The organism is Bradyrhizobium sp. TM233 (assembly GCF_036247965.1).
In the GTDB taxonomy this organism is placed as follows: Bacteria; Pseudomonadota; Alphaproteobacteria; order Rhizobiales; family Xanthobacteraceae; genus Bradyrhizobium; species Bradyrhizobium ottawaense.
This window is the reverse complement of record NZ_BTIG01000003.1, coordinates 540,857-564,836: the sequence shown is the minus strand read 5'-3', so window position 1 is coordinate 564,836 and position 23,980 is coordinate 540,857. Positions and strand designations below refer to the sequence as shown.

The window sequence follows — 23,980 nt, the reverse complement described above, 5'->3', positions numbered from 1 at the left end:
CGGTGCGCTGCTGAGCCGGGGCCCATGTAGCAGCGGCGAGCATGGTCTCTGGGTCCCGGCGCTACGCTGCATCGCTTGCGCGTTGCAGCTTGTCCGGGACATGAGGTGATTGAGCCTTACGAGAAGAACGCGATCTTCTCGGCCTGGGTCATGCGGCGGATCGGGGCGAGGGGATCGTTGGCCGGCGCGCGGGGCTTTTGCAGAATGCCGCTGGCCAGGATGGTGGCGCCGAGCGAGGTCTCGGGCAAGGCAGCAGACAAGGGCGTGGGCGTCGGCAGCGACGTTGTCGGCGCTGCGGCGAGATTCGCCGTCGCAGCCATGGCCGGGGCCTGCTGCTCCATCACCTCGGCGGCGGCCTCCGCGATGGCGTCGGTGAGGCGCGCGAGCGAGTCCATCGCGATCGGCGCGTGGGCGGGCTCTTCCACCATTGGAGCGGCGACCGGCTGAGGCGCGATCGGCTCGGCAAGCTCTGCGGCAATTGGCGCTGCGGCCTCCGCCACCATCGGCTCCGGAATGACCGCGTCCATCTCGACCGGCGCGATGATCTCGTCGAAATCAGGATCGGGCGCGGCCATCTCCAGCGCGATGGCCTCCAGCACCGCGTCGTCCTCGGCCTGCGCGGCTGCATCGAGCGCGAACGCGTCAGCGACTTCCGCGAAGCCGACGGTGTCCGTGGCTGGCTCCTCAAACGAGACGGCTTCGGGCGCGACGTCTTCAGGCGCGACTTGGTCCAGCGCGGCACTCTCGACAGCCATCTGGCTCTCGGCCGCAATCTTCGGCGCAACAGCCGCGTCCATTGCCTGTTCCGCCTCGGCGAACGCTTCGGTGGCGACGGTCGCGTCAGCGGCTGCTTCGGGCTCGGCGGCCGCGGCGACATCCTGCGGCGGCTCCGTAAAAGCCACGGGTGCTTCGCTCGCCATCGCAGCGGGCGCGGTCTCGGCAGGCGGAGCTTCGGCGGCGGATGACGGCGCCTCCTGCACCGGAGCGGACGCGGGAGACGCCGCCTGCGGCGTTGCGCCGCCGTCGGTCTGCTCCACCCGATCCCTCAAGAGATCGAATGCGGCTTTGAGCTCGACGCGGGGGTCGATGGTCGAAATCTGTCCGCAGGCGGCCTCGATCGAGGCGAGCTGCGAATCAATGAGGTCGCAGATTCGCCCGTCGGCGCCGATCTCGCGCCAGCGCCAGGAGATCTCCTTGATGATGCGCACGCCGCGCGGGATCGCGGCGAGGCTCGTCTCGATCGCAGCGGGATCGAAGGCGGCGACGGCGATCGTCTCGGCCTCGCGGATCGCGCGGCGGATCTCGACCAGGGCTTCGGGCAGGCGGTCCTCGACGACGGGTTGCCGCTGCGCCGCAAGGGTTTCTTCGATTTTCGCGACCGCGTCGAGCACCATGCTCGTGTCGGCGTTGCGGTTGCGCTTGGCGTATTCGCCGAGGAACCAGCGGCCGCGCGCCGTCTCCATGAAGGCTTCGCGGATCGCGTCGTAATCCTGCTCGTTCGGCTCGGCCGCGCGGGCAGACATGGGCGAAAGGGCGAATGCTTCGTTGGCCATTGCGATCTCGTCGCGCAAATCACCGCGCGTTACAGTAACGATCACCACGATATCGACCGAATCGCAATTGGTTTGATGGCACCCGAATCACAAATCCCCACGCCAGCATCGGCGAAACGGCGATTCGCCGTCAGCCTCGCCCTGTTCTATTCGGCTGTCTTCGCGGTCTCGGGCACGCATCTGCCGTTCTTTCCGGTGTGGCTGAAGGCGATCGGCGTCGACGCGGGCTGGATCGGGCTCATCAACGCGCTGCCGGCGATCACGCGCTTCACCACGCTGCCGCAAGTGACCGCCTTCGCCGAAAAGCGACATGCCATTCGCGCCGGCATGATGGTGTCGGTGCTGGCGACCGCGATCGGCTTTACGGCGGTCGGCCTGCAGCAGCAGCCGCTGGCGCTGTTCCTGATCTACGCGCTGACCTGCATGATGTGGACGCCGACGATGCCGCTGACCGATGCCTATGCGCTGCGCGGCGTCGCCCGTTATGGCCTCGATTACGGACCCTTGCGGCTGTGGGGCTCGGCGGCCTTCGCCGCCGGCTCGCTCGCCTGCGGCTATCTCGTCGACAGCATCGCCGCGCGTGATCTGATCTGGGTCATCGTCGCATGGGCCGTCGTTGCGGTCGCAGCCGGCCTGCTGCTTCGGCCGCTGGACGATGTCAGGCGCAAGACCACGGAGAGACATGCCGGCAAGGCGCTGCTGCGCGATGCCGGCTTCTGGGCCGTCATCGTCTCGGCCGCGCTGATTCAGGGCAGCCACGTCGCCTACTACACCTTCTCGGCCATCAACTGGCAACTCCATGGGATCAGCGGGCTCACGATCGCGGGCCTGTGGACGCTGGGCGTGATCGCGGAGATCGTGGTGTTCGCGCTGTCGCCGCGCTTCTCGCTGCATCCATCCACGATGATCGCGATCGGAGGCTCGAGCGCCGTGCTGCGCTGGATCGTCACTGCCAATGAGCCGCCGCTCGCGCTGCTCGCGATCGTGCAGCTCGGCCACGGCCTCAGCTTCGGCATGACCGTCGTCGGCACGATGAATCTCCTGGTGCAGCGCGTGCCCTCGCATCAGATCGCGCGGGGGCAGGGCTACCACGCCGCGTGCAGCGGACTGCTCAGCGCTGCGACCTCGATCGCGTCAGGCGCGATCTACGCCCGCATCGGCGACGGCTTGTATTACGTGATGGCTGCGATGGCCGCGGCCGGCGCGCTTCTGATCTGGTCGGCGCGGCACCGGCTCAATTCTCAGCCCCAGAGCGAAGCGTCCGGCGGATAGACCAGGCTGTCGTCATAACGCAGGCCGTGATCGCGATCGCGCGCCAGCAGCAAGGGGCCATCGAGATCGACGAAGCGCGCCTGCGGCGTCACCAGCATCGCGGGGGCCATCGACAGCGAGGTCGCGACCATGCAGCCGATCATGATCTCGAAGCCGAGCGCCTGCGCGGCGTCCGCCATCGCGAGGGCCTCGGTGAGGCCGCCGGTCTTGTCGAGCTTGATGTTCACCGCGTCGTAGCGGTCGCGCAAGGGGGCCAGCGACGAGCGGTCATGCACGCTCTCGTCGGCGCAGACCGCGAGCGGCCGCTTGATCCGCGCCAGCGCCTCGTCCTTGCCCGCGGGCAGTGGTTGCTCCACGAGGGTGACGCCAGCCGCGTCGCAGGCGGCGAGATTGTGCGCCAGATTGGCCTCGGTCCAGGCCTCGTTGGCATCGACGATCAGCTCGGATTCGGGAGCGGCCTTGCGCACCGCGGCGATCCGCTCGGGATCGCCGTCGCCGCCGAGCTTGATCTTGAGCAGCGGCCGGTGCGCCGCCTTGGCGGTGGCGGCGGCCATGGCCTCGGGGGTCCCTAACGAGATCGTGTACGCCGTGGTGCGCTCGCCCGGCACCGGGCGACCCAGCAGGTTCCAGGCCCGCCGGCCCGCCGCCTTGGCCTCGAGATCAATCAGGGCGCAGTCCAGGGCGTTTCGGGCCGCACCGGGCGCCATGGCGGCCTGGAGGGCTTGCCGCGTCAGCCCGTCCGCGACGGCCTGTTGCATCGCCTGGATGGCAGCAAGCGTCGCCTCGGGCGTCTCGCCATAGCGGGGATAGGGCACGCACTCGCCGCGGCCGGTCAGCCCGTCCCGGCGGACCTCCGCCACGACAGTCACAGCCTCGGTTTTGGCCCCCCGGCTGATGGTAAAGCTGCCCGCGATCGGGAAGCGCTCGATTCGCGCCGCCAGGGCAGCAAATTTCATGGAAGTCATTTTGAACTCTGGCGAAATCTGAACCTGCTAGTTACCTCTAGCAACTAACATTAACCACTTGGGGATACCTTCTCTGGGTAAGGGCGCGTGCGCAACTATCTGATTTTCTCCGCCCCGGCACGGGAGCGGACATCTTGAACAGCGATCCGAAGCTGGAACGGATTGCCAAGGGCAACGCGCTGGCACTCTGCGCCACCGGGACCTGGACCGCGAGCTTCGCGCCGGTCCTGGAGCGGATGGTGGCCGACGCCGAGAAGCTCGCCGGCGGTCCGCAAAGCATCTTCATCGACGTCTCCGAGGTCGCCAAGCTCGACACCTTTGGCGCCTGGCTGATCGAGCGGCTGCGCCGCAGCCTGACCCAGGGCGCCGTCGAGGCGCAGATCGCGGGTCTCTCGGCCAATTATTCCAGCCTCGTGGACGAGGTGCGGCGGGTCAGGGCGACGGCCGTGGTCGATAGCGGCACGGTGACCATCACCGGCATGCTGGAGCAGATCGGCCGGGCCGTGGCCGGCGTCGGCGGCACGGTCGCGGGTCTCGTCGACATGCTCGGCGCCGTGCTCGCGGCAGGATTTCGCGTCCTGATCCATCCGCGCTCGTTGCGCCTGACCTCGACCGTGCATCACATGGAGCAGGTCTGCTGGCGCGCGGTGCCGATCATCGTGCTGATCACCTTCCTGATCGGCTGCATCATCGCCCAACAGGGCATCTTCCATTTCCGCCGGTTCGGCGCCGACATCTTCGTCGTCGACATGCTGGGCGTCCTGGTGCTGCGCGAGATCGGCGTGCTCCTGGTCGCGATCATGGTCGCGGGCCGCTCGGGCAGCGCCTATACCGCCGAGCTCGGCTCGATGAAGATGCGGGAAGAAATCGACGCGCTGCGCACCATGGGCTTCGATCCGATCGAGGTGCTGGTGCTGCCGCGCATGATGGCGCTGGTGCTGGCGTTGCCGATCCTGGCCTTCCTCGGCGCGATGGCCGCGCTCTATGGCGGCGGGCTCGTCGCCTGGCTTTATGGCGGGGTCGAGCCCGAGGCCTTCCTGCTGCGCTTGCGCGACGCCATCTCGATCGACCATTTCATCGTCGGCATCGTCAAGGCGCCGGTCATGGCGGCCGTGATCGGCATTGTCGCCTGCGTCGAGGGCCTCGCCGTGCAGGGCAGCGCGGAATCGCTCGGGCAGCACACGACGTCGTCCGTCGTGAAAGGCATCTTCTTCGTCATCGTGATGGACGGCGTGTTCGCCATCTTCTTCGCCGCGATCGGGATGTGACGATGGTGCAGGAAGCTCAGAACGGTATCCAAAATCCCATCATCCGCGTTCGCGACATCACCGTGCAGTTCGGCGCCACGCGCGTGCTCGACGGCCTCAACCTCGACGTCAAGCGCGGCGAGATCTTGGGCTTTGTCGGTCCTTCCGGCGCGGGCAAGTCGGTGCTGACGCGCACCATCATCGGCCTCGTGCCGAAGGTCGCAGGCTCCATCGAGGTGTTCGGCGTCGACCTCGATTCCTCCAACACGTCGCAGCGCCGCAACGTGGAGCGGCGCTGGGGCGTGTTGTTCCAGCAGGGCGCGCTGTTCTCCTCACTGACCGTGCGGCAGAACATCCAATTTCCGATGCGCGAATATCTGCGCGTCTCGCAGCGGCTGATGGACGAGATCACCATGGCCAAGCTCACCATGGTCGGCCTCAAGCCCGAGGTTGCCGAGCGCTTCCCGTCCGAGCTGTCCGGCGGCATGATCAAGCGCGTGGCGCTGGCGCGCGCGCTGTCGCTCGATCCGGACCTCGTCTTCCTGGACGAGCCGACCTCGGGCCTCGATCCGATCGGCGCCGGCGATTTCGACGAGCTGGTCAGGACGCTCCAGCGCACTTTGGGGCTGACCGTTTTCATGGTAACCCACGACCTCGACAGCCTTTACACAGCGTGTGACCGCATCGCCGTTTTAGGGAACGGTAAGATCATAGCGGCAGGGTCGATCGCCGACATGCAGGCCTCGCAGCATCCCTGGCTGAGGCAATATTTCCATGGCAAGCGCGCCCGCGCGGTCATGGGTTGAGTGGCTGGGTTGAGTAGCTGTGATGAGTAGCCGGAGCACCTGATGGAAACGCGGGCAAACTACGTCTTGATCGGGTCGTTCACGCTTGCGGTGATCGCCGCGGCGATCGGCTTCGTGCTCTGGTTCCAGTCGCTGCACACGACCAAGCAGCGCAGCCCGCTGCGCGTCGTGTTCGAGGGCCCGGCGGCGGGCCTGCGCAACGGCGGCAGCGTCAATTTCAACGGTATCCGGGTGGGCGAGGTGGTCTCGGTGAAGCTCGACAACCCGCGGCGGGTTGTCGCACTCGCCATGATCGAGAACAACGCCCCGATCCGCAAGGACACCCTGGTCGGCCTCGAATTCCAGGGTCTCACCGGCGTCGCCGCCATCTCGCTCAAGGGCGGTGACGAGGCCGCGGCCCCGCCGCCGCTCGACCAGGACGGCATCCCGACTTTGACGGCCGACCCCAACAAGCTGCAGGACGTCACCGAAGCGATCCGCGGCACGCTGCAGAACATCAACAAGATCGTCGCCGACAATCAGGAATCGGTGAAGAACTCGCTGAAGAATTTGGAGACCTTCACCAACTCGCTCGCGCGCAATTCCGAGAAGATCGACGGCGTCATGGCCAAGGTCGATGGCGTCATGCTCAAGGCCGACAACCTCATGCTCGGCCTCAACACGCTCGCCGGCGGCAAGGACGGCGGCGAGCTGTTCCAGGCGGTGAAGTCGATCCGCGAACTCGCCGACGATTTCGACAAGCGCTCCGGCGCGTTGATGAGCGACGGCCGCCGCACCCTCGGCGACATCAGCCGCGCCGTGAACAATTTCGACCGCAACCCCACACGCGTGCTGTTCGGCGCCAGCAACAGCAGCGCCCCACCGCCTCCGCCGCCCGAGCCGCCGAGGCCGGCCGCGCCGGAGCGCAGGCGCCAGTAGGTATCGCCGCTCACGGCCGTGTCCCGGACAAGCTGCAACGCGCGAGCGTTGCGGCGCAGAGCCGGGACCCAGGAGGCAACACGGTACAATGTCGCGACATGGGCCCCGGCTCTGCAGCGCACCGCGAAGGGGCGCTGCGCCGCGTCCGGGGCACGAGAGGGCGTCTGGGCCCGCTCCCAATCCGTCATCCCCGCGCGACGGCGAAGCCGTCGTCGCTGGGGGGGCGAGCCGTGCGACGCAACGCGGCGCGCGGGAAGCCTCTAAGGATGCACGGTCCGGAAGCAGCCGGGCTGTCGCCCTTTGAGGCTGACTCAACGGCGCGGTTGCGCCGCTGAGTGCGCACCTCACTCAGGGTGACGGGTTAGACCTCTCTTCGCAATGACAGGGCCGATACGAAAGTATGGGGGTCTGGCCGAGCCAAGGTAGGGGGAGGGGCTGGCCGTCATTGTCCGCTATATCGCGCTCAAGTCGCGCTCACGAAAAAGCGCGTCGACTTCACTCACAGGGGAGGAGAGCGCGTGGTACGCCTGTTGCTGTTGTTGCCGTTCATCGGCCTGATGATCGTGCCGTTCTACAATATCGGGGAGCCGCATCTGTTCGGCTTTCCTTTCTTCTACTGGTATCAGCTCGCCTGGGTGCCGCTGACCTCACTCCTCACCTACATCGTTTACAGGAGCGCGCGCCGTGCTGACTAATGTGGATAGCGCGGCATTCGCCGTATTCCTCGCTCTGTTCGTCCTCGTCACCGGCATGGGCTTCGTCGCCTCGCGATGGCGCAAGCCGGAGACGCTCGCCCATCTCGACGAGTGGGGCCTCGGCGGCCGCAAGTTCGGGACCTGGATCACCTGGTTCCTGGTCGGCGGCGACTTCTACACCGCCTACACCGTGATCGCCGTTCCCGCGCTGGTCTACGCGGTCGGCGCCTACGGCTTCTTCGCGCTTCCCTACACCATCATCGTCTATCCCTTCGTGTTCGCGGTGATGCCGGTGTTGTGGAAGGTCGCCAAGGAGCGCGGCTACGTCACCGCCGGCGACGTGGTGCGCGGCGCCTACGGATCGCGCGGGCTCGAGCTTGCCGTTGCCGCCACCGGCGTGCTGGCGACGATGCCCTACATCGCGCTCCAGCTCATCGGCATGGAGGTCGCGATCAAGGCGCTGGGCCTGCACGGCGAGGTGCCGCTCGTTCTCGCCTTCCTGGTGCTGGCGCTCTACACCTATTCGTCGGGCCTGCGCGCACCGGCGCTGATCGCCTTCGTCAAGGATATCATGATCTACATCGTGGTCATCGCCGCGATCGCGATCGTGCCGTCCAAGCTCGGCGGCTACGGTGCGATCTTCACCGCGGCGGATGCGGCCTTTGCCAAGAAGGGTTCGGGCGGCATCCTGCTGTCGCCGGCGCAGATCGTGCCCTATGCCTCGCTGGCGCTGGGCTCGGCGCTCGCCGCCTTCATGTACCCGCACACGCTGACCGGCATCTTCGCCTCGTCCGGCGGCAACACCATCCGCAAGAATGCGATGCTGTTGCCGGCCTACACGCTGCTGCTCGGCCTGCTCGCGCTGCTGGGCTACATGGGCCATGCTGCGGGCCTCAAGCTCGCCAGCAACAACGACGTCGTGCCCGAGCTGTTCAAGATGCTGTTCCCGAGCTGGTTCGCGGGCTTTGCCTTCGCCGCGATTGCGATCGGCGCACTGGTGCCGGCCGCAGTCATGAGCATTGGCGCGGCCAATCTGTTCACCCGCAACTTCTGGAAAGTGTGGGTCGATCCGAAGGTGACGCCGGCAGGTGAGGCGAAGGTCGCCAAGATCACCTCCATGCTGGTGAAGGTCGGCGCGCTGCTCGCCATCCTCCTGATGCCGACGCAGTTCGCGCTCGACCTGCAGCTGCTCGGAGGCCTCTGGATCCTGCAGACGCTGCCGGCGCTGGTGTTCGGTCTCTATCTGAACTGGTTCTCGAGCACGGCGCTGCTGGCCGGCTGGGCCTTCGGCCTTGCAGGCGGATCCTGGCTCGCCTGGTCGGACGGCTTGAAGCCGCTGCACAGCATTGACATCGGTGCTGGCCCGGTCGCGATCTACACCGGTCTGCTGGCGCTCGCGCTCAACATCGTGGTGGCCGTCGCGGTCAATTTGGTGCTCAAGCGCACGCCGCAGGAGCGGCTCTCCCGCGAGGCGGCCTGAGGTGGCCTGCGAGCGGCGGCCGGCGATCCTCCGGCCGCCGCTCTCGTTCGGAATCAATAGTCTTTCATGCGATTGAAAACGTTTTAGTATCCGCCCTTGCTCCGACCCCGCTCGTCGCGGGCGGATCGGACGGTCTCGGGTGAGGATGTCTTGCAGGCGTGGTTCGTTCTTGCGGTCGCAGCCGGCTATGTGACCACGCTGTTCCTGGTGGCCTGGTGGGGCGACCGGCGGAGCGCCGGTGGGCCGCTGGTCTCGCCAAACTCCTGGACGGCCGCGATCAGCTATTGTCTGACGCTTGCGGTCTATAACACCTCGTGGAGCTTTTACGGATCGGTCGGGCGTGCCGCCACCAGCGGGCTGGACTTCGCCACGATCTATATCGGCCCGACGCTGGTGCTGCTGTTCGGCCAGAGGCTCCTGTCCAAGGTGATCGCGATCGCCAAGGCGCAGAACGTCACCTCGATCTCGGACTTCATCGCCGCGCGTTACGGCAAGAGCCAGGTGCTCGCGGCCTTCGTGACCCTCGCATCGCTGCTTGGCGTGCTTCCCTATATCGCGCTCCAGCTCAAGGCCGTCGGCAAGAGCTTCGACTATCTGATCCTCCAGCCTGAGCGCGCAGGCGGCGAGGCCTTGCGGTTCTGGCAGGATTCGGCGTTCGGCGTGGCGGCGTCGATGGCGTTGTTTGCGATCGTGTTCGGCGTCCGGCACGTCCATGCCAGCGAGCATCATCGCGGCCTGATGCTCGCGATCGCCTTCGAGAGCGTCGTCAAGCTGCTCGCCTTCCTGATCGTCGCGCTGTTCGTGCTGTTCGGACTATCGGGCGGGCCGGCCGCACTGCTGGCGCAATTTCAATCCGAGCCGCAACTGGCGGGGATTCTGAGCTTCGATCCGACGCAGCCGGTGTGGCCAGCGACGATCATCATCTCCGCCATCGCCTTTCTGTGCCTGCCGCAGGCGTTCCATGTCGCCGTCGTCGAGAACGAGAGCCCGAGCCACACGCGCACCGCAGCGTGGCTTTATCCAGCCTATCTTGCGCTGTTCAGCCTGCTGATCCTGCCGATCGCTGCGACCGGGCTGACCCGGTTCGGCGCAATGATGGACCCCGACACCTACGTCATCTCGCTGCCGATCGCGGCGGATGCGAGCACCGTCAGCCTGATCGCCTTCCTCGGCGGTCTGTCGGCCGCAACCGGCATGGTGATCATGACGTCCGTCGCGCTCAGCACCATGCTCTGCAACGACGTCATCATGCCGCTGCTGCTGCGCTCGCGCGTCTTCGGCCTGCGCGCGCAGAGCCGGCCGATGACCTCGGTTCTGGTCGCGGCGCGCCGGTTCTCGATCCTCGGTATCCTGCTGCTCGCCTATCTGATGCATCGTCTGGTCAACCAGTCCTATCCGCTCACCGTGATCGGTCTGCTGTCGTTCGTCGCGGTCGCGCAATTCGGCCCGGCATTCGTCGGAGGGCTGTTCTGGCCGCGGGCCAACAAGGCCGGCGCCTCGCTCGGGATCGCGGCGGGTTTCTGCATCTGGGCCTATACGCTGCTGCTGCCCTCGGCCGCGCCGCTCTGGCCTGGGATCGCGGAGATCGTTCGCAACGGCCCCTGGCAACTCGGCTGGCTCAAGCCGAACGCGCTGTTCGGTCTCGAAGGTATCGATCCGATCTCGCACGCCACGCTCTGGAGTCTCGGTGCCAATCTCGTCTTCTTCCTGGTGTTTTCGGCACTCGGACGGCAATCGACCGTCGAGCGCAACCAGGCTGCCGCGTTCGCCGACGGTGTCGTTCGCGAAACGATCCCAAAGCTGTCCTCGCGCGTGCTGGTCCGTCTCGACGATCTCCGGGCGCTGGCGCTGCGTTTTGTCGGCGCCGAGCGCGGTGCGGCATCCTTTGACAGCTATCTTGCCGCTCGTGTCTCCGGCACCGGGCCGCGCCTTGATCCGTCGGGGCTGGTTGATCTCGACTCGATCCGGTTCACCGAAAACCTGCTTGCCGGCGCGATCGGTGCGGCATCGGCGCGGGTGGTGATCGCGGCGTCGCTCGAAGGGCACTCGCTGTCGCGGCGGGAGGCGATGGCGATGCTCGACGAAGCCTCGGAGGCGCTGCGTTTCAACCGCAGCCTCTTGCAGAGCACGCTCGAGAGCGTGCCGCAGGGCATTTGCGCGTTCGACGCCGATTTCAACATCACGGCCTGGAACGGCCGTTTCATCGCGCTCTTGGACCTGCCGCCGGATTTCGTGCGCGTGGGGCTTCCGCTGGCGGAGCTGATCGCCTTCAACGTCGAGCGCGGCGAATATGCCGCCTCCGAATTCGCAGCGCTCCTGGTCAATCGTGATGTCGCCAGGCAGATCTGGCCCTATCTCTACGAGCGCAAGCGTCCGGACGGCACGGTGCTCGAAATCGTCTATGACCGCACCGCCGAGGGCGGCTATGTCTCGACCTATACCGACGTGACCGAGCGCCACCGGGCCGCCGAAGCCCTGCGACGCGCCAATGAGGGGCTCGAGCTGCGCGTCCGCGAGCGGACCGAGGCGCTCGAACAGGCCAAGGCAGAGGCCGAGCAGGCCAATCTCGGCAAGACCCGTTTCCTGGCCGCGGCCAGCCACGATCTGCTGCAGCCGCTGAACGCGGCCCGTCTGTTCCTGTCCGCGCTCGACGAGAGCCTGAGTGTTTCGTTGCGCACGGCTGACGCCGACAAGGAGCGCGCCCTGGCGAGCAGCGCGGTCACGGCGCTGCGCTCCACCGAGCATGTGCTCGACAGGCTGCTCGACATCTCCTCCTACGATGCCGGTGCCGTTCGCGCCGAGGTCTTCGACTTCCCGATCGCCGATCTCTTCGTGCAGTTGAACGTCGAGTTCTCGGCGATGGCACGTGAACGCGGGCTCGTCCTTCGCGTCGTCGATTGCGGCCTCGCCGTGCGCAGTGATCCGCATCTGTTGCGCCGGATCTTGCAAAACCTGCTGTCCAATGCGCTTCGCTACACGCCGAGGGGGCGCATCCTGCTCGGCTGCCGCAGGCGCGGCGGCGCGCTGCGCATCGAGATCTGGGATACCGGCGTCGGGATCGCGGCGGAGGACCAGAAGCGCATCTTCGAGGAGTTCCAGCGCCTCGCGCCCGGATCGGAGAAGGGATTGGGGCTGGGGCTTGCCATTGTCGATCGCGTGTCGCGGCTGCTGGGCCATGCGGTCGATGTCCGTTCGCGTCCGGGGCATGGTTCCTGCTTTGCCGTCACGGTGCCGCTTGCGCGCGGAGCGGGCACGCCGCTTCAACGCAGTCCGGCAATTGCCGCGCCGGTGGCGGCGGAGCGGCCTCTGACGATCCTGTGCCTGGACAATGACGCGGCCATCCTCGACGGCCTTTCGGCGCTGCTCGGCGGCTGGGGACATCGCGTGCTGGTCGCAGCAGACGCCGCCGGGGCGATGGAAGCGGCCGCGACCGTCCCGCCCGACGTCGTGCTGCTCGATTATCATCTCGATGGCGGCCGCAGCGGTTTGGACTTTCTCGACGATCTCAGGCAGAAGGCGGGTCGCGAGGTGCGCGCCCTGGTCGTCACCGGTGATCGCGGAGAGGCGGTCCGCCAGGAGGCGAGGGCGCGCGGCTGCGAGATCCTGTCGAAGCCGGTCAAGCCGGCGGCGTTGCGGCGCTTTCTCGGCGGCGAAGCCTTGAGCCGGCAGCTCGGGACGAAACCGGAGACCCTCTGACGATGCGCATCCTGATCGGCGACGACCACCCGCTGGTGCAGGCTGCACTCCGTAGTGCGCTGTCGACCGTGCTGCCAGATCTCGACATCGTCGCCTGCCAGTCCCTAGACGAGGCGATCGGCGTCCTGACGGCACAGTCGGGCGAGATCGACCTGATCCTCTGGGACCTGACCATGCCGGGCATCCAGGGATTTGCCGCACTGTTCATCCTGTCGGCGCAATTCCCGACGGTGCCGGTGGCGATCATCTCGGCCCGGCAGGATGCGGCCACGATCCGCCGCGCCATCGCCTATGGCGCATCCGGCTACATCCCGAAATCGCTCGGCCTGCCCGAGATGGCCGAGGCGATCACCAGGATCCTCGCCGGCGAAATCTGGATGCCGCCCAATGTCGGCGGCCGCGGCTCGATCCAGAGCGACGACATCGAGCTCGCCGCGCGCATGGCCTCGCTGTCGGCGCAGCAGCTGCGCATTCTCGCGATGATCGTGGAGGGCAAGCTCAACAAGCAGATCGCGGGCGAGCTCGACATCGCCGAGCAGACCGTGAAGGGCCACGTCTCGACCATCCTGCGCAAGCTCGGCGTCGGCTCGCGCACCCAGGCCGCCGTCCTCGCCGAGCGGCTGTCATTCGGCCAGCCCAACGCGACCTGAGCTCTTCCCGCAAAACAAAACGGAGGCCGTGAGGCCTCCGTTTTTCGTCGTGCGATTGGCGAGCCTTGTCGCTTACCCCAGCCGTCCCGCCGCGTGCGCGAGCAGCGTGTACACCAGCCCCGTCTCCGAAGTCAGGTGGCTGCGCAGCTCCTGCGGGCCGCGGCCGTCGCGGGCGACTTCGTCGAGCAGGCGTTCGAACTCGGCGACATAGCGGTCCACCGTGCCCTTGAAGTTGCGGTCGGCGCGGTACTTGCGGGCGACCTCGTCGAAGGCCTTCTGGCCGGCGGGCGTGTAGAGGCGCTTGGTGAAGGCCTTGTTCTCGCCGCGCTGGTAGCGGTCCCACATCTCGGCGGCGAGGTTGCGGTCCATCAGCCGGCCGATGTCGAGCGACAGCGATTCCAGCGGATTGCCGCCGCCTTGCGGCGCCTGCGGCTGCGGCGCGGGTGCGGCGCGGCCACGCGGAGCCTCACGGCCGGTCGGGGCGCCCTGGTTGGCGTCGGTGCGGTTGAGGAGATCCGAAAGCCAGCCGTCACGTCCCTGGTCGTTACCGGCAGGCGCGACCGGCGGTGCTTCGGTGCGGCGCGCGGCCGGCATGCCGAGGTCCGGCGGCGGCAGCGTGGAAGCGCTGCCGGTGTCGCGCATGCGGGTTTCGGCGCTACGTCCGCCCGCAGCTGCCATGATCGGCTCTTCCTGGCGCTGGACGGCGACGGACGCGCGGCCCGTCGTGGTGACGTCGAGGCCGCGGCCATGCTGGGCCACGATGCGGTTGAGCTCGGCGAGGGCCTCGATCTGGTCGACGATCACCTTGCGCATCTGCGCAGTGCTCTCGGCGGCCTCCTGCGGCATCTCGAGCACGCCGCGGCGCAGCTCGTTGCGGGTGGCCTCGAGCTCGTTGTGCATCTCGAAGGCCATCTGCTTCATGCTGGAGACGAGGTTGGTGAACTTCTCGGTCGACTGCTTGAACATCGTATCCGCCTCGTCCGTGGTCTGGCGATAGATGTCGTGCATGGCCTCGATGGTCTGCCGGTGCTCCTCCTCGGATGCGACGCGCACCGCCTCGAACTGGCGGGTGATCGCCGCGGAGCCTGCGCCGGCGGTCTCGGCGACGACGCGGGCGATGTCGCGGGCGCGCTCTTCGGCAGCCGCCAGCGATTCATCGAGCAGGCCGGTGAAGCGCGACAGGCGCTGGTCGAGATCGGCCGTGCGCAGGTCGATCGTGGTGACGAGCGATTCCAGCGCCTGCTTGCGCTCGGCGAGCGAGGCGGTGGTGTTCTTGTTGCTCTGCTCGACGACCTGCGCGGCGTCGACCAGGGCCTTGCCGTGCGCGTCGAACTGGGTCGACAGCTCGCCGAGATCCTGCAGCGCCTTCGTGGTCTTGCTGTTGAAGACGTTGAGCTGCTCTTCCAGGTTCTGCGTCGCCGCGCCGTTGCGCGAGGTGACGTCGTTCATCGCCGAGACGAAGTCGGCAACGCGCGTCACCAGAGCCCGCTCGAGCGAGTTGAGGTTGTCGTGCGCACCGGTCAGCACCTCCTGAAGCAGGATGTTGCCTTCGCGCAGACGCTCGAACAGCGCCACCGTGTCGGTTCGCAGGATCTTGCTGGTCTCCTGCATCTCGGTGACGGCCGCGATCGAGACCTGGCGAGACTGGTCGATTGCGGAACGCGAGGCCTGCTCGAGGTCCTTGAGCGACTTGCCGACCGCGCTGGTGGCGATCTCGCTCGCCGCGTTGATGGTGCGGGCGACTTCCGAGCCGTTGCCCATCATGGTCTGCGAGAAGGCCTGGCCGCGCGTCTCGATCGACTTCAGCGCGTCCGAGGTGACGCGGTCGATGTCGAGCGTGAGCTGGCTGGTCTTGGAGCCGATCGCGTCCACGAGCGAGCCGCGCTTGGCGTCGATCATGTTCGAGAGGCGGTCGGCCTGCTGCTGCACGTAGGTGACGATCTCGTCGGTCTTGCCGGTCATGGCCTGGCCGAAGCTGGAGCTGGCGGCGAGCACCGAACGCTCGACGTCGGACGAGCTTGACTTGACCCGCGAGCTCGCCTCGTTGGAGGCTGAGATCAGCGCGTTCTGGGCGTTGAGCGCGCTGGTCTGGATGTCGTTGGTCGCGTTCGCGGTGGCCGCGCTCAGCGTCCGCTCGATCTCGGTCGAGATCGTGCGGATCTGGCTCGCGGCGTCCGCCGAGGTCGAGGTCAGCGAGGTCTGGGCCTCACGCGCGCTGTTGAGGATGGTCGAGGCGGTGTCGGCGCCGACCGCGGTCAGCGTGCGCTCGATATCCGTGGTCAGCGACTTGATCTGGCTGGCCGCGTCGGTCGAGGCGGAGATCAGCGAGCCCTGGGCCTCGCGCACGCCGCTGGTGAGCGCCTCGATGGTGGCGCCGCCGGCGGTCGCCAGCGCGCGCTGCATCTCGGCCGCGAGCGAACGGACCTGGCTGGTCTGCTCGGCCGAGACTGAGAGCAGGGTGCTCTGGGCGTCGCGGGCGCTGGTGGTGATCGTCTCGGCGGTCGACTGGCCGACCTGCGAGAGCGAACGGTGCACTTCGGCCGCCAGCGACTTGACCTGGCTCGCCGCCTCGGAGGACGCCGTGACCAGCATGTTCTGCGCCTCGCGAGCGCCGGCGGTGATGGTTTCGGCGGTCGAGGTGCCGGCCATCGAGAGCGAGCGCTGCACATCGGCGGTGAGCGACTTGACCTGGGCCGCCGCATCCGAGGACCCGGCAACCAGGGTGTTCTGCGCCTCGCGCGCGCCGCTGGTGAGGATCTCGGCGGTCGAGGTGCCGGCCATCGTGAGCGAGCGCTGTACGTCGGAGGACAGCGCCTTGATCTGGTTGGCGGTCTCGCTCGAGGCCGCGATCAACGCGCTCTGCGCATCGCGGGCGCCGGCGGTGATCGATTCCGCCGTGGTGGAGCCGGCCAGCGACAGCGAACGCTGCACGTCGGCGGTGAGCGTCTTGACGTGGTTGGCCGCGTCCGAGGACGCCGTGACGAGGGTGGTCTGCACCTCGCGGGCGCCGGCCAGGATCGAGGCTGCGGTGGCGGAGCCTGCCGCCGACAGCGTACGCTCGACGTCGGCTGCGAGCCCCTTGATCTGGTTGGAGGCTTCGCCCGAGGCTGCGACCAGCGTCGACTGCGCCTCGCGGGCGCTGCTCAGGATCGAGTTCGCCGAACCGGTGCCGACCGCGGTCAGCGCGCGCTCGACCTCGGCGGAGGTCATCTTGAGCTGGGCGTTGACGTCGGAGGAGACCGTCATCAGCGACTGCTGGGCGGTGCGGGCGCCGGTCTGGATCGTCTCGCTGGTGTTGACGACAAGGTTGGTGAGCGAGCGCTCGGCGTCCTCGACATGCGAGCGGATCGCGGTCGAGATCATCTCGGCCCGGGACATCATGTCTTCGCTGGCCTGGCGGCCGCTGCTTTCGATGCGGCCGGCGACGGCCTCGACGCGCGAGCCGAGCAGGTCCTCGAACTGCGCCACGCGCACGTCGATGTCGCTGGCGACCGAGCCGACCCGGGTCTCGATGACCTGATGGATCTCCTGGAAGCGCGCCGTGACCGTGTCGGTCAGGTGCGTGCTGCGGCCGTCGATGATCTCGGTGACGCCGGTGATGCGGCGGTCGACCGCCTCGATCGCCTGGGCGGTGCCGTCCGTCAGGGTGGAGGTCAGGAGGGTCAGGCGCGTGTCGATCGACTGCACGGCCTGCGAGGCGCCGTTGGTGACCGCGGTGGTCAGGTAGGTGAGGCGGGAGTCGATCGACTCGAGCGCCTGCGTCGCACCGCCGGTGAGCGTCGTGGTGAGATGGGTCAGCCGCGTATCGATCGACTGGATGGTCTGCGAGGCGCCATCGGTCAGCGAGCTCGTGAGGTGGTTGAGGCGCGCATCGATGGTTTCGATGGCCTGAGATGCGCCGCCGGTCAGCGACGTCGTGAGGTGGGTGAGGCGGGAGTCGATCGACTGGATCGCCTGCGCGGCGCCGTCCGTCAGCGAGGTCGCGAGCGTGTTGATGCGCCCGTCGATGGTCTCGGTCATGGACTTCGCGCGGCTGTCGAACGACTGTTCGAGCGCGGCGACGCGGCCGACGAGCTGCTCGTCGAAGGTCTTGATGTGGCCATCGATCGTGCCGTCGAGGCTGGCGATCTTGCCGTTCAGCGAGGCGTCGAGGTGGCCGACGCGTTCGCCGATCGTGGTCTCGAACTGCACCAGGCGCTGGTCGAGCACGGCCGTGATCTCGCCGCCATTCGCGGTGAAGCGGGTGTCGAAATTGTCGACATAGGTCTTCAGCGAGTCATGGATGTCCTGCGTGCGCTGGCCCATGCGCTCGACGATCTCGCCGCCGAAGGTCTTCACGGTGCGATCGAACTCGGAGATGTGGCGCGTGATCAGCGCGCCCAGCGTGCCGGAGTCGCGGGCGAACTTCTCGACCAGCTCGGTGCCCTGGTTCCGGACCAGCTCGTCGAACGCGCTCATCTGCAGCGACAGCGAGTCGTGCGCGGTCTCGGTCTGGCTGACGACCTTGGCGACGAGGGTGTTGACGGTGGCGTCGAGCGCCTCGCTCGCCTTGTCGCCGCTCGTCAGGATCTGACCGGCCAGGCGGTTGCCGGCGTCGTCGATCTTGGCGGACAGATCGTTGGAGCGCAGCTCGAGCTCGAGCAGCAGCGAGTCCGAGGAATTCTTCAAGCTGTCGTGCACCTGCTCGGTGCGCTCGGAGATGCCGTCGACGATCGCGGCGGAGCGCTGCTCGAACTCGCCGGTGATGCGGTCGATGCGCTCGTTCAGCATCTCGTGGACGCGGTCGGCGAGGTCGACGAACTCGTCGTGGACGTGGCCGGTCTTGAAGTTGAGGCTGGTGGTCAGCCGCTCGCTGGCATCGAGCACGGCGCGCGTGGTCTCGTTGCTGGCTTCCTCGAGACGGTCGAGCAGGTCGCCGCCGCGCTCGCCGAGCGCCAGGATCATGTTGTCGCCGGCATTGCTCAGCGCGCTGGTGATGTGGGCGCCGCGCTCTTCGAGAGCGCCGGTGATGGACTTGGCGACCTCGTCGACGCGCGAGGCGATGGCATCCGAGATCAGCGCGATGTCGTGGCGCAAATCGATCTGCACGCCGGAGATGGCGCTGCGGACCTGCTCGGCCTGGCCGACCAGATTGTCGCGCTGATGGGCGATGTCCTGGAGCAGGGCGCGGATGCGCACTTCGTTGTCGGAATAGGCGCGTTCGAGCGCGGCGACCTCGTTGGCGACCAGTGTCTCGAGCTCGCCGGCGCGCGCGATGGCGCGCTCGATGCCGTCGCCCATCGCCGCGACCTCGCGGCGGATGGCCTGGCCGACGGTGACCATGGAATCGGAGGCCGAGCCCTCGGGCTCGGAGAAGCGGATCGCGACCTGCGCCATCGCCTGCGCGATCATGCGCATTTCCTGGCCGCGCCAGACGAGGCTGGCAAGGAAGTAGAACAGCATGATCGGCGCGAAGAACATCGCGATCAGGCCGGCGATGACGAGCACGCCGCCGCTCTGGCCCATGGCGGCCTGGATCGAGGGCAGGAAGCCGACGGTCAGCGCGGCGCAGGCGGCGAGCCAGACGCCGGCGAAGATGGTGGCGAAGGTGTAGACGCTGCGGGCAGGGCGGCCCTTCTGAAGGGCCTGGAGCAGCTGGCCGATGGTCTCGCGGTCGTCATTGGCGGCGCGGCGGGACGCGCGCGGCTCCTCGACCGGATCGAACACGGTCGACCGTTCGTTGGCGGCGGGGCGCGGCTCGAAGCTCGGCTCGTCGAAGATCGGGGGCGGCGGCGCCACCGAAGGCGCGGTTTCGTTGCGCATCGCGGCGTTGCGGCTGGTGTCGGCAGCCGTGTCGCTGATGTTCAGGGCTTCCTGGATCGCAGAAAGCGCAACTTCTGTGGGGTCTTTGACCTTTTTCGGAGTGTTCGCCATGTTCAGTCCGAGCCCTCGTTACTTGTACGCGTCCCCCCGCGAGCCCTGCGCGCTACGCAAGCCCACAGACCGGATCATGCCGCTTGCGCGGATCTCCCGAGCCATCCCCACCCGGATGGCTTGTCCGCCAATTTCCGCAACATCCTATTGGCAGAGCGTCGCGAATGAAATGCCCGCGATTAAGACAATCTTAATCATCGTTAACAGGATCGGGCCGTAACGCCTTAGCAATAAATGCAATTCTCCACCGGACTCGGCCGATTGCGGCAACTTTTCGTCAATAACCGGGCGGATTTGCGTTCAGCGCCCCCAACATTTCGTTAACCATTTCCATGCTTGGGTGAGGCGAACTCACCGCCAAACCGGCGGAACCGTCGCGCGATGCCGGGGCCTGCGCCATGACGCCTGAACTGCAACGGATGGACTGGATGCCCTCGCCCCCGCTTGCACCCATCGACAGCCCGCTCGACCTCGACCATCTCTCCCGGATGACGCTCGGCGATGCGGATCTGGAACAGGAAGTGCTGGCCATGTTTGCCGAGCAGGCGGTCCGCCTGATCGCGGCGATGGCGGCGCTGCCGGCCGAGGCCGGCGCATTGGCCCACAAGCTCAAGGGCTCGGCCCGCGGGGTCGGCGCCTTTGCGGTGGCTGATGCCGCAGCAAGCTTGGAGACCGCGATCCAGACCGGGCATAACCAGCGCCACGCCCTCGCCGCGCTGAAGGAGGCGGTGACCGAGGCCCGCGCTGCCATCGAGGCGATGCTGAAGCCTTGAGGCCACGCGGCCGAGCCGGATTCTAGTCGCTTGTTTTGACGCATTTTCTTGCCGCAAAGCGGGATTCACTTCGCAGCAAAACCCTATGGCGCCGGGCTGATCGACCCGTTATAGGACAGCCCGGACCCTCCTTCATTCCCAGCACCGCGGCAGCACGAGCACACATGGCCAAGATTCACTTTGTCGACCACAAGGGCGAAACCCGCACGGTGGAAATCGAGAACGGCGCGACCGTGATGGAAGCCGCGATCCGCAACAGCGTTCCCGGCGTCGAGGCCGAATGCGGCGGCGCCTGCGCCTGCGCGACCTGCCATGTCTATGTCGACGAAGCCTGGCGCGAGAAGGTCGGCAGCCCGACGCCGATGGAAGAGGACATGCTCGATTTCGGCTTCGACGTGCGCCCCAATTCGCGCCTGTCCTGCCAGATCAAGGTCTCCGACGATCTCGACGGCCTCGTCGTGACGACGCCGGAACGCCAGGCCTGATCTTTCAAGCCTGCTCCTTCTTGCGATTTACGAAGCGCTCGGCGGCGCGACTTCGATGCCGCGCTTGTGCCAGGGTCTGAATTTCTCGATCACCTCCGCGGTCAGCGGGGCCGGCCGGCGCGTCGCCTCGTCGAGCAAGACGCCGACTGAAATCGCCGAGGCGATGCATTTTCCCTCCGAGAACACGACCTGCTCGAAGGTCACGGACGTCCGTCCAAGCTTCACCACACCGAGGCCGAGTTCGATCGTATTCGGCCAGTGCAGTTCGGCGCGGAAATGCATGTCGAGCCGCACCATGATCCAGGCGAGGCCCGGCGGGGTCAGACCGTACTGGGGAAGCTTCATCAGCGTGACGCGGCCGGTCTCGAAATAGGTGGCGTAGACCGCGTTGTTAACGTGCTGGTTGGGGTCGAGATCGCCAAAGCGGACATTGTCGCTGAGGCGGAAGGGGAAGTCCTCCAGACGCGGCGTCGTGTCGAGGCGGCTTGGTGCGTTCACCGATTGATCTCCGTCATATCCATCCTCGTTACAACCCAGTTATCCTGACCCGGCAAGTGGGCGCGGCTGCGGGGCGCTCCCGCTTTTATGCCTTCCCTGATCCATCCCCGTTGGCTAGACAGGCAGGGTCACCTCTGCCCGCTGGGCGCCGTCCAACCGACAACGATCGATAAAGAGACGACATGAGCGACGTGATCAAAACCGATGTGCTGATTATTGGCGCCGGCCCGTGCGGTCTGTTCGCCGCCTTCGAGCTTGGCCTTCTCGACATGAAGACGCATTTCGTCGACATCCTCGACAAGGTCGGCGGCCAGTGCGCCGAGCTCTATCCGGAAAAGCCGATCTACGACATTCCCGGCATTCCCCAGGTTTCGGGGCAAGGCCTCACCGACGCGCTGATGGAGCAGATCAAGCCGTTCCATCCGACCTTCCATCTCGGCGAGATGGTGGAGACCGTGGAGAAGATCGGCGATCCCTTGTTTCGCTGCACCACCGACGCGGGCAAGGTGTTCGAATGCAAGGTGCTGGTGATCGCGGCCGGCGGCGGTTCGTTCCAGCCCAAGCGTCCGCCGGTGCCGGGCATCGAAGCCTATGAAGGCACCTCCGTGCATTACGCCGTGCGCAAGATGGAGACGTTCCGCGACAAGAACGTGCTGGTCGTCGGCGGCGGCGACTCCGCGCTCGACTGGACGCTCAATCTGCATCCGATCGCGAAGCGCATCACGCTGTTGCACCGGCGCGACGAATTTCGCGCCGCGCCCCACAGCGTCGAGCAGATGCGCGCGCTGGTCGCCGGCGGCAAGATGGATCTCCGGCTCGGCCAGGTCACCGCTCTCTCAGGCACCGAGGGCAAGCTCACCGGCGCTACCATCAAGGGCAACGACAACAGCGTCACGGAAGTCGCCTGCGACACCATGCTGCCGTTCTTCGGGCTGACCATGAAACTCGGCCCGGTCGCCAACTGGGGCATTGCGCTGGAGAACAATCTGGTGCCGGTCGAGACGTCCGCATTCGAGACCAATGTTCCCGGCATCTTCGCGATCGGCGACATCAACACCTATCCCGGCAAGATCAAGCTGATCCTGTGCGGCTTCCACGAGGGCGCGCTGATGTCGCAAAAAGCCCATCGCTACGTCTATCCGGAGAAGCGGCTCGTGTTCCAGTACACGACCTCGTCCTCCAGCCTGCAAAAGAAGCTTGGTGTCAACTGACGAAGGCAGGCCGGGAGGGCGATGCCCCATGTTTCTGGTGCTGGAACCGTTCGCGAAATCGCCGTAGTCTGCGGCCATTCCGGTCGTGGAATAACAAGGTGATCTAATGCGGATTTCTTCCAGCTCTCGGCTGCTCCCCTTCCTCGCGCTCGCATTGTCGCTCGCGACGGTGACGCCGTCTGCGGCACAAATCGCCGAGCCCACGGCGGCGGGCCTCTGGCAGAAGGTCGAGGACGGCAAGACGGTCGGATGGTTCCTCTTCATCGACCATAACGGCATCTTCGAAGGCGTGATCGCAAAGACCTTCCCGCGGCCCGGCGACGATCCGAACGAGATCTGCGCCAAGTGCACCGACGATCGCAAGAACGCGCCGGTGCTCGGCATCTCCTTCGTCCGCAACATGAAGCGCGACGGATTGAAGTACGAAGGCGGCAACGTTCTCAATCCGCGCGACGGCCAGATCTGGAAGGCTAATATGAAGGTCAGTCCTGATGGCCAGACCTTGACCCTGCGCGGCTATCTCGGCATCGCGCTGCTCGGCAAGGACGAAGCCTGGACGCGCCTGCCTGACACCAACATCGCCCAGGTCGATCCCGCCATCGTCGCAAAATATCTGCCCGCGCAGGCTGCGGCCACCAAGCCGCCGGCACCCGCGGCGAAGAAGGGCGGCGGCATGATGATGGCGCCGGCGCCCAAGCAGTAAGGCTGTCCGTCGCGCGCTGGGCCGCCTGATCGGCAGTAGCTCCACACATCGTCGTCATCCTCGCGCAGGCGGGAAGACGGAGAGTCGGCGGCGGCCATATCCGCCGAAAGACCAATGCGCCGCGGGGGCGCTCCAGTAGTTGCCCGGAATGCACGCTGGCGCCGGATTTGCATAGCTATCCGCAGAGCTGCTGGGGGAATGAGTCGCTGCCCTCCGCGCCTTTCGCACAAGCTGCGGAAGGCGGGCGGCGTGCGTTGTCCCACGCGGCGATCATCTCGACCCGCGGAGACGATATGCGACCTCCAAGATTGCGACTTCCAAGATTACGACCTGCAAGATTGCGACCTGCAGGATTGTATGCGGCGCCCTTGCTGGGCCTGGCCGCGCTCGTGACGACATCGGCGCAGGCGCGCGATGACGGACGTTACGCCAACTCGCCGTTAAAGCCCTGGTTCGAGAGCCTGCATAGCGAATACGGGCAATGCTGCACGGATGCGGACGGCTACGTCATTGCCGACGTCGATTGGGAGTCCGATCGCGGCCGCTTCCGCGTCCGCATCGACAACGAGTGGGTCGTGGTGCCCGACGGTGCCGTCATCACCGTGCCGAACAAGATCGGTCGCACCATGGTGTGGAAGCACTATATCGACGGCCATCCGCGGGTACGCTGTTTCATGCCGGGCAGCATGACCTGAAAACGCTGACGGCGCCCGCATCAGATGCAGGCGCCGCAAGCGAAGGGGAGGCTTAGCGCGCTTCGCTTTCCGAGCCGGCGCTCGCAAGCCGCTTCACGCGCGGCGACAACACCGAAACCTGCGCGGGCGAGGCGGGCATGCCGGCGACGGTCATCGCCGGCGCGGTCGACTGCTCCTCCACGCCGGCGCCGCCGAGCACCTGCACCTGCATCGCCGAGATCGGCAGCGACTTCACTTCATAAGAGGGAAGCTCACTGGCGAAAGCACCGGTCGAGCTCGCAATCGCGGCACTGGCGACGGCAATCATTGTGAGAACACGCATTGGAAAATCTCCGTTGAAGATGTCAATCGGAGGTTTGGTCGTGGCGATGCACAAAGAGGTTCGCTCGTGTGCGAACATTCGTGTGTCCGTGGACGAAT

18 protein-coding genes are annotated in these 23,980 nt (G+C 66.7%); 13 read left to right on the top strand and 5 right to left on the bottom strand.

The window, feature by feature from the left end; translation table 11 throughout:
• Positions 1-116: 116 nt before the first annotated feature.
• A complete protein-coding gene (locus tag AABA86_RS09785) occupies positions 117-1,553 on the bottom strand; it encodes a hypothetical protein (protein ID WP_338306562.1) in 1,437 nt (478 codons plus the stop codon).
• Between the two features lie 75 nt (positions 1,554-1,628).
• Between AABA86_RS09785 and AABA86_RS09780 the strand changes: the two genes are divergently transcribed.
• A complete protein-coding gene (locus tag AABA86_RS09780; protein WP_212250556.1) occupies positions 1,629-2,825 on the top strand; it encodes an MFS transporter in 1,197 nt (398 codons plus the stop codon).
• On the opposite strand, the gene dgcA is transcribed toward AABA86_RS09780, so the two are convergent.
• Complete coding sequence (dgcA, locus tag AABA86_RS09775) at positions 2,795-3,790, bottom strand: N-acetyl-D-Glu racemase DgcA (protein ID WP_338306561.1); 996 nt, start codon at positions 3,788-3,790, stop codon at positions 2,795-2,797. The genes AABA86_RS09780 and dgcA overlap by 31 nt on opposite strands.
• A 134-nt stretch (positions 3,791-3,924) precedes the next feature.
• On the opposite strand from dgcA, the gene AABA86_RS09770 reads away from it, so the two are divergent.
• From AABA86_RS09770 to AABA86_RS09740, 7 genes are all read left to right on the top strand, one after another.
• On the top strand, positions 3,925-5,058 hold the full coding sequence (locus tag AABA86_RS09770; protein ID WP_212250553.1) for an MlaE family ABC transporter permease: 1,134 nt from the start codon (positions 3,925-3,927) through the stop codon (positions 5,056-5,058).
• Positions 5,059-5,060: 2 nt separating this feature from the next.
• Positions 5,061-5,843, top strand: coding sequence for an ABC transporter ATP-binding protein (locus AABA86_RS09765; protein WP_212250552.1), 783 nt, complete (start codon positions 5,061-5,063; stop codon positions 5,841-5,843).
• A 42-nt stretch (positions 5,844-5,885) separates the two neighbouring features.
• Positions 5,886-6,761, top strand: coding sequence for an MlaD family protein (locus tag AABA86_RS09760; RefSeq protein WP_338306560.1), 876 nt, complete (start codon positions 5,886-5,888; stop codon positions 6,759-6,761).
• 518 nt (positions 6,762-7,279) lie between these two features.
• Positions 7,280-7,456 (top strand): DUF3311 domain-containing protein, encoded by a 177-nt coding sequence (locus AABA86_RS09755; RefSeq protein ID WP_028143295.1) that lies wholly within the window; start codon positions 7,280-7,282, stop codon positions 7,454-7,456.
• Positions 7,446-8,936 carry a monocarboxylate uptake permease MctP gene (mctP, locus tag AABA86_RS09750; RefSeq protein ID WP_338306559.1) on the top strand — a complete coding sequence of 497 codons (1,491 nt, stop codon included), beginning with the start codon at positions 7,446-7,448 and terminating at the stop codon, positions 8,934-8,936. The genes AABA86_RS09755 and mctP overlap by 11 nt, the downstream gene beginning before the upstream one ends.
• Positions 8,937-9,086: 150 nt before the next feature.
• The gene (locus tag AABA86_RS09745) at positions 9,087-12,632 is read left to right on the top strand and encodes a hybrid sensor histidine kinase/response regulator (protein WP_212250549.1); all 3,546 of its coding nucleotides are present in this window, start codon (positions 9,087-9,089) and stop codon (positions 12,630-12,632) included.
• A complete protein-coding gene (locus AABA86_RS09740; protein ID WP_212250755.1) occupies positions 12,629-13,282 on the top strand; it encodes a response regulator in 654 nt (217 codons plus the stop codon). Before AABA86_RS09745 ends, AABA86_RS09740 begins: the two co-directional genes overlap by 4 nt.
• A gap of 72 nt (positions 13,283-13,354) precedes the next feature.
• Here AABA86_RS09740 and AABA86_RS09735 read toward each other — a convergent pair whose 3' ends face one another.
• A complete protein-coding gene (locus AABA86_RS09735; protein WP_338306558.1) occupies positions 13,355-19,195 on the bottom strand; it encodes an apolipoprotein A-IV repeat region-like domain-containing protein in 5,841 nt (1,946 codons plus the stop codon).
• Positions 19,196-19,593: 398 nt separating this feature from the next.
• On the opposite strand from AABA86_RS09735, the gene AABA86_RS09730 reads away from it, so the two are divergent.
• Both AABA86_RS09730 and AABA86_RS09725 read left to right on the top strand, forming a co-directional pair.
• Positions 19,594-19,968 carry an Hpt domain-containing protein gene (locus tag AABA86_RS09730; RefSeq protein ID WP_212250545.1) on the top strand — a complete coding sequence of 125 codons (375 nt, stop codon included), beginning with the start codon at positions 19,594-19,596 and terminating at the stop codon, positions 19,966-19,968.
• Positions 19,969-20,132: 164 nt separating this feature from the next.
• Positions 20,133-20,453 (top strand): 2Fe-2S iron-sulfur cluster-binding protein, encoded by a 321-nt coding sequence (locus AABA86_RS09725; protein ID WP_091958957.1) that lies wholly within the window; start codon positions 20,133-20,135, stop codon positions 20,451-20,453.
• Between the two features lie 27 nt (positions 20,454-20,480).
• Here the strand turns inward: AABA86_RS09725 and AABA86_RS09720 are convergent, their stop codons facing one another.
• A complete protein-coding gene (locus AABA86_RS09720; RefSeq protein WP_095425598.1) occupies positions 20,481-20,951 on the bottom strand; it encodes an acyl-CoA thioesterase in 471 nt (156 codons plus the stop codon).
• Positions 20,952-21,133: 182 nt separating this feature from the next.
• On the opposite strand from AABA86_RS09720, the gene AABA86_RS09715 reads away from it, so the two are divergent.
• The 3 genes from AABA86_RS09715 to AABA86_RS09705 all read left to right on the top strand — a co-directional run bounded on the left by AABA86_RS09715 (position 21,134) and on the right by AABA86_RS09705 (position 23,560).
• Positions 21,134-22,162 carry an NAD(P)/FAD-dependent oxidoreductase gene (locus tag AABA86_RS09715; protein ID WP_338306557.1) on the top strand — a complete coding sequence of 343 codons (1,029 nt, stop codon included), beginning with the start codon at positions 21,134-21,136 and terminating at the stop codon, positions 22,160-22,162.
• Positions 22,163-22,268: 106 nt separating this feature from the next.
• Positions 22,269-22,865 carry a DUF2147 domain-containing protein gene (locus AABA86_RS09710; RefSeq protein ID WP_212250541.1) on the top strand — a complete coding sequence of 199 codons (597 nt, stop codon included), beginning with the start codon at positions 22,269-22,271 and terminating at the stop codon, positions 22,863-22,865.
• Between the two features lie 338 nt (positions 22,866-23,203).
• Positions 23,204-23,560 carry a hypothetical protein gene (locus AABA86_RS09705; protein WP_212250539.1) on the top strand — a complete coding sequence of 119 codons (357 nt, stop codon included), beginning with the start codon at positions 23,204-23,206 and terminating at the stop codon, positions 23,558-23,560.
• Between the two features lie 52 nt (positions 23,561-23,612).
• Here the strand turns inward: AABA86_RS09705 and AABA86_RS09700 are convergent, their stop codons facing one another.
• Positions 23,613-23,882: a hypothetical protein gene (locus tag AABA86_RS09700; protein ID WP_212250537.1), complete on the bottom strand. Its 270-nt coding sequence runs from the start codon at positions 23,880-23,882 to the stop codon at positions 23,613-23,615.
• Positions 23,883-23,980 lie beyond the last annotated feature (98 nt).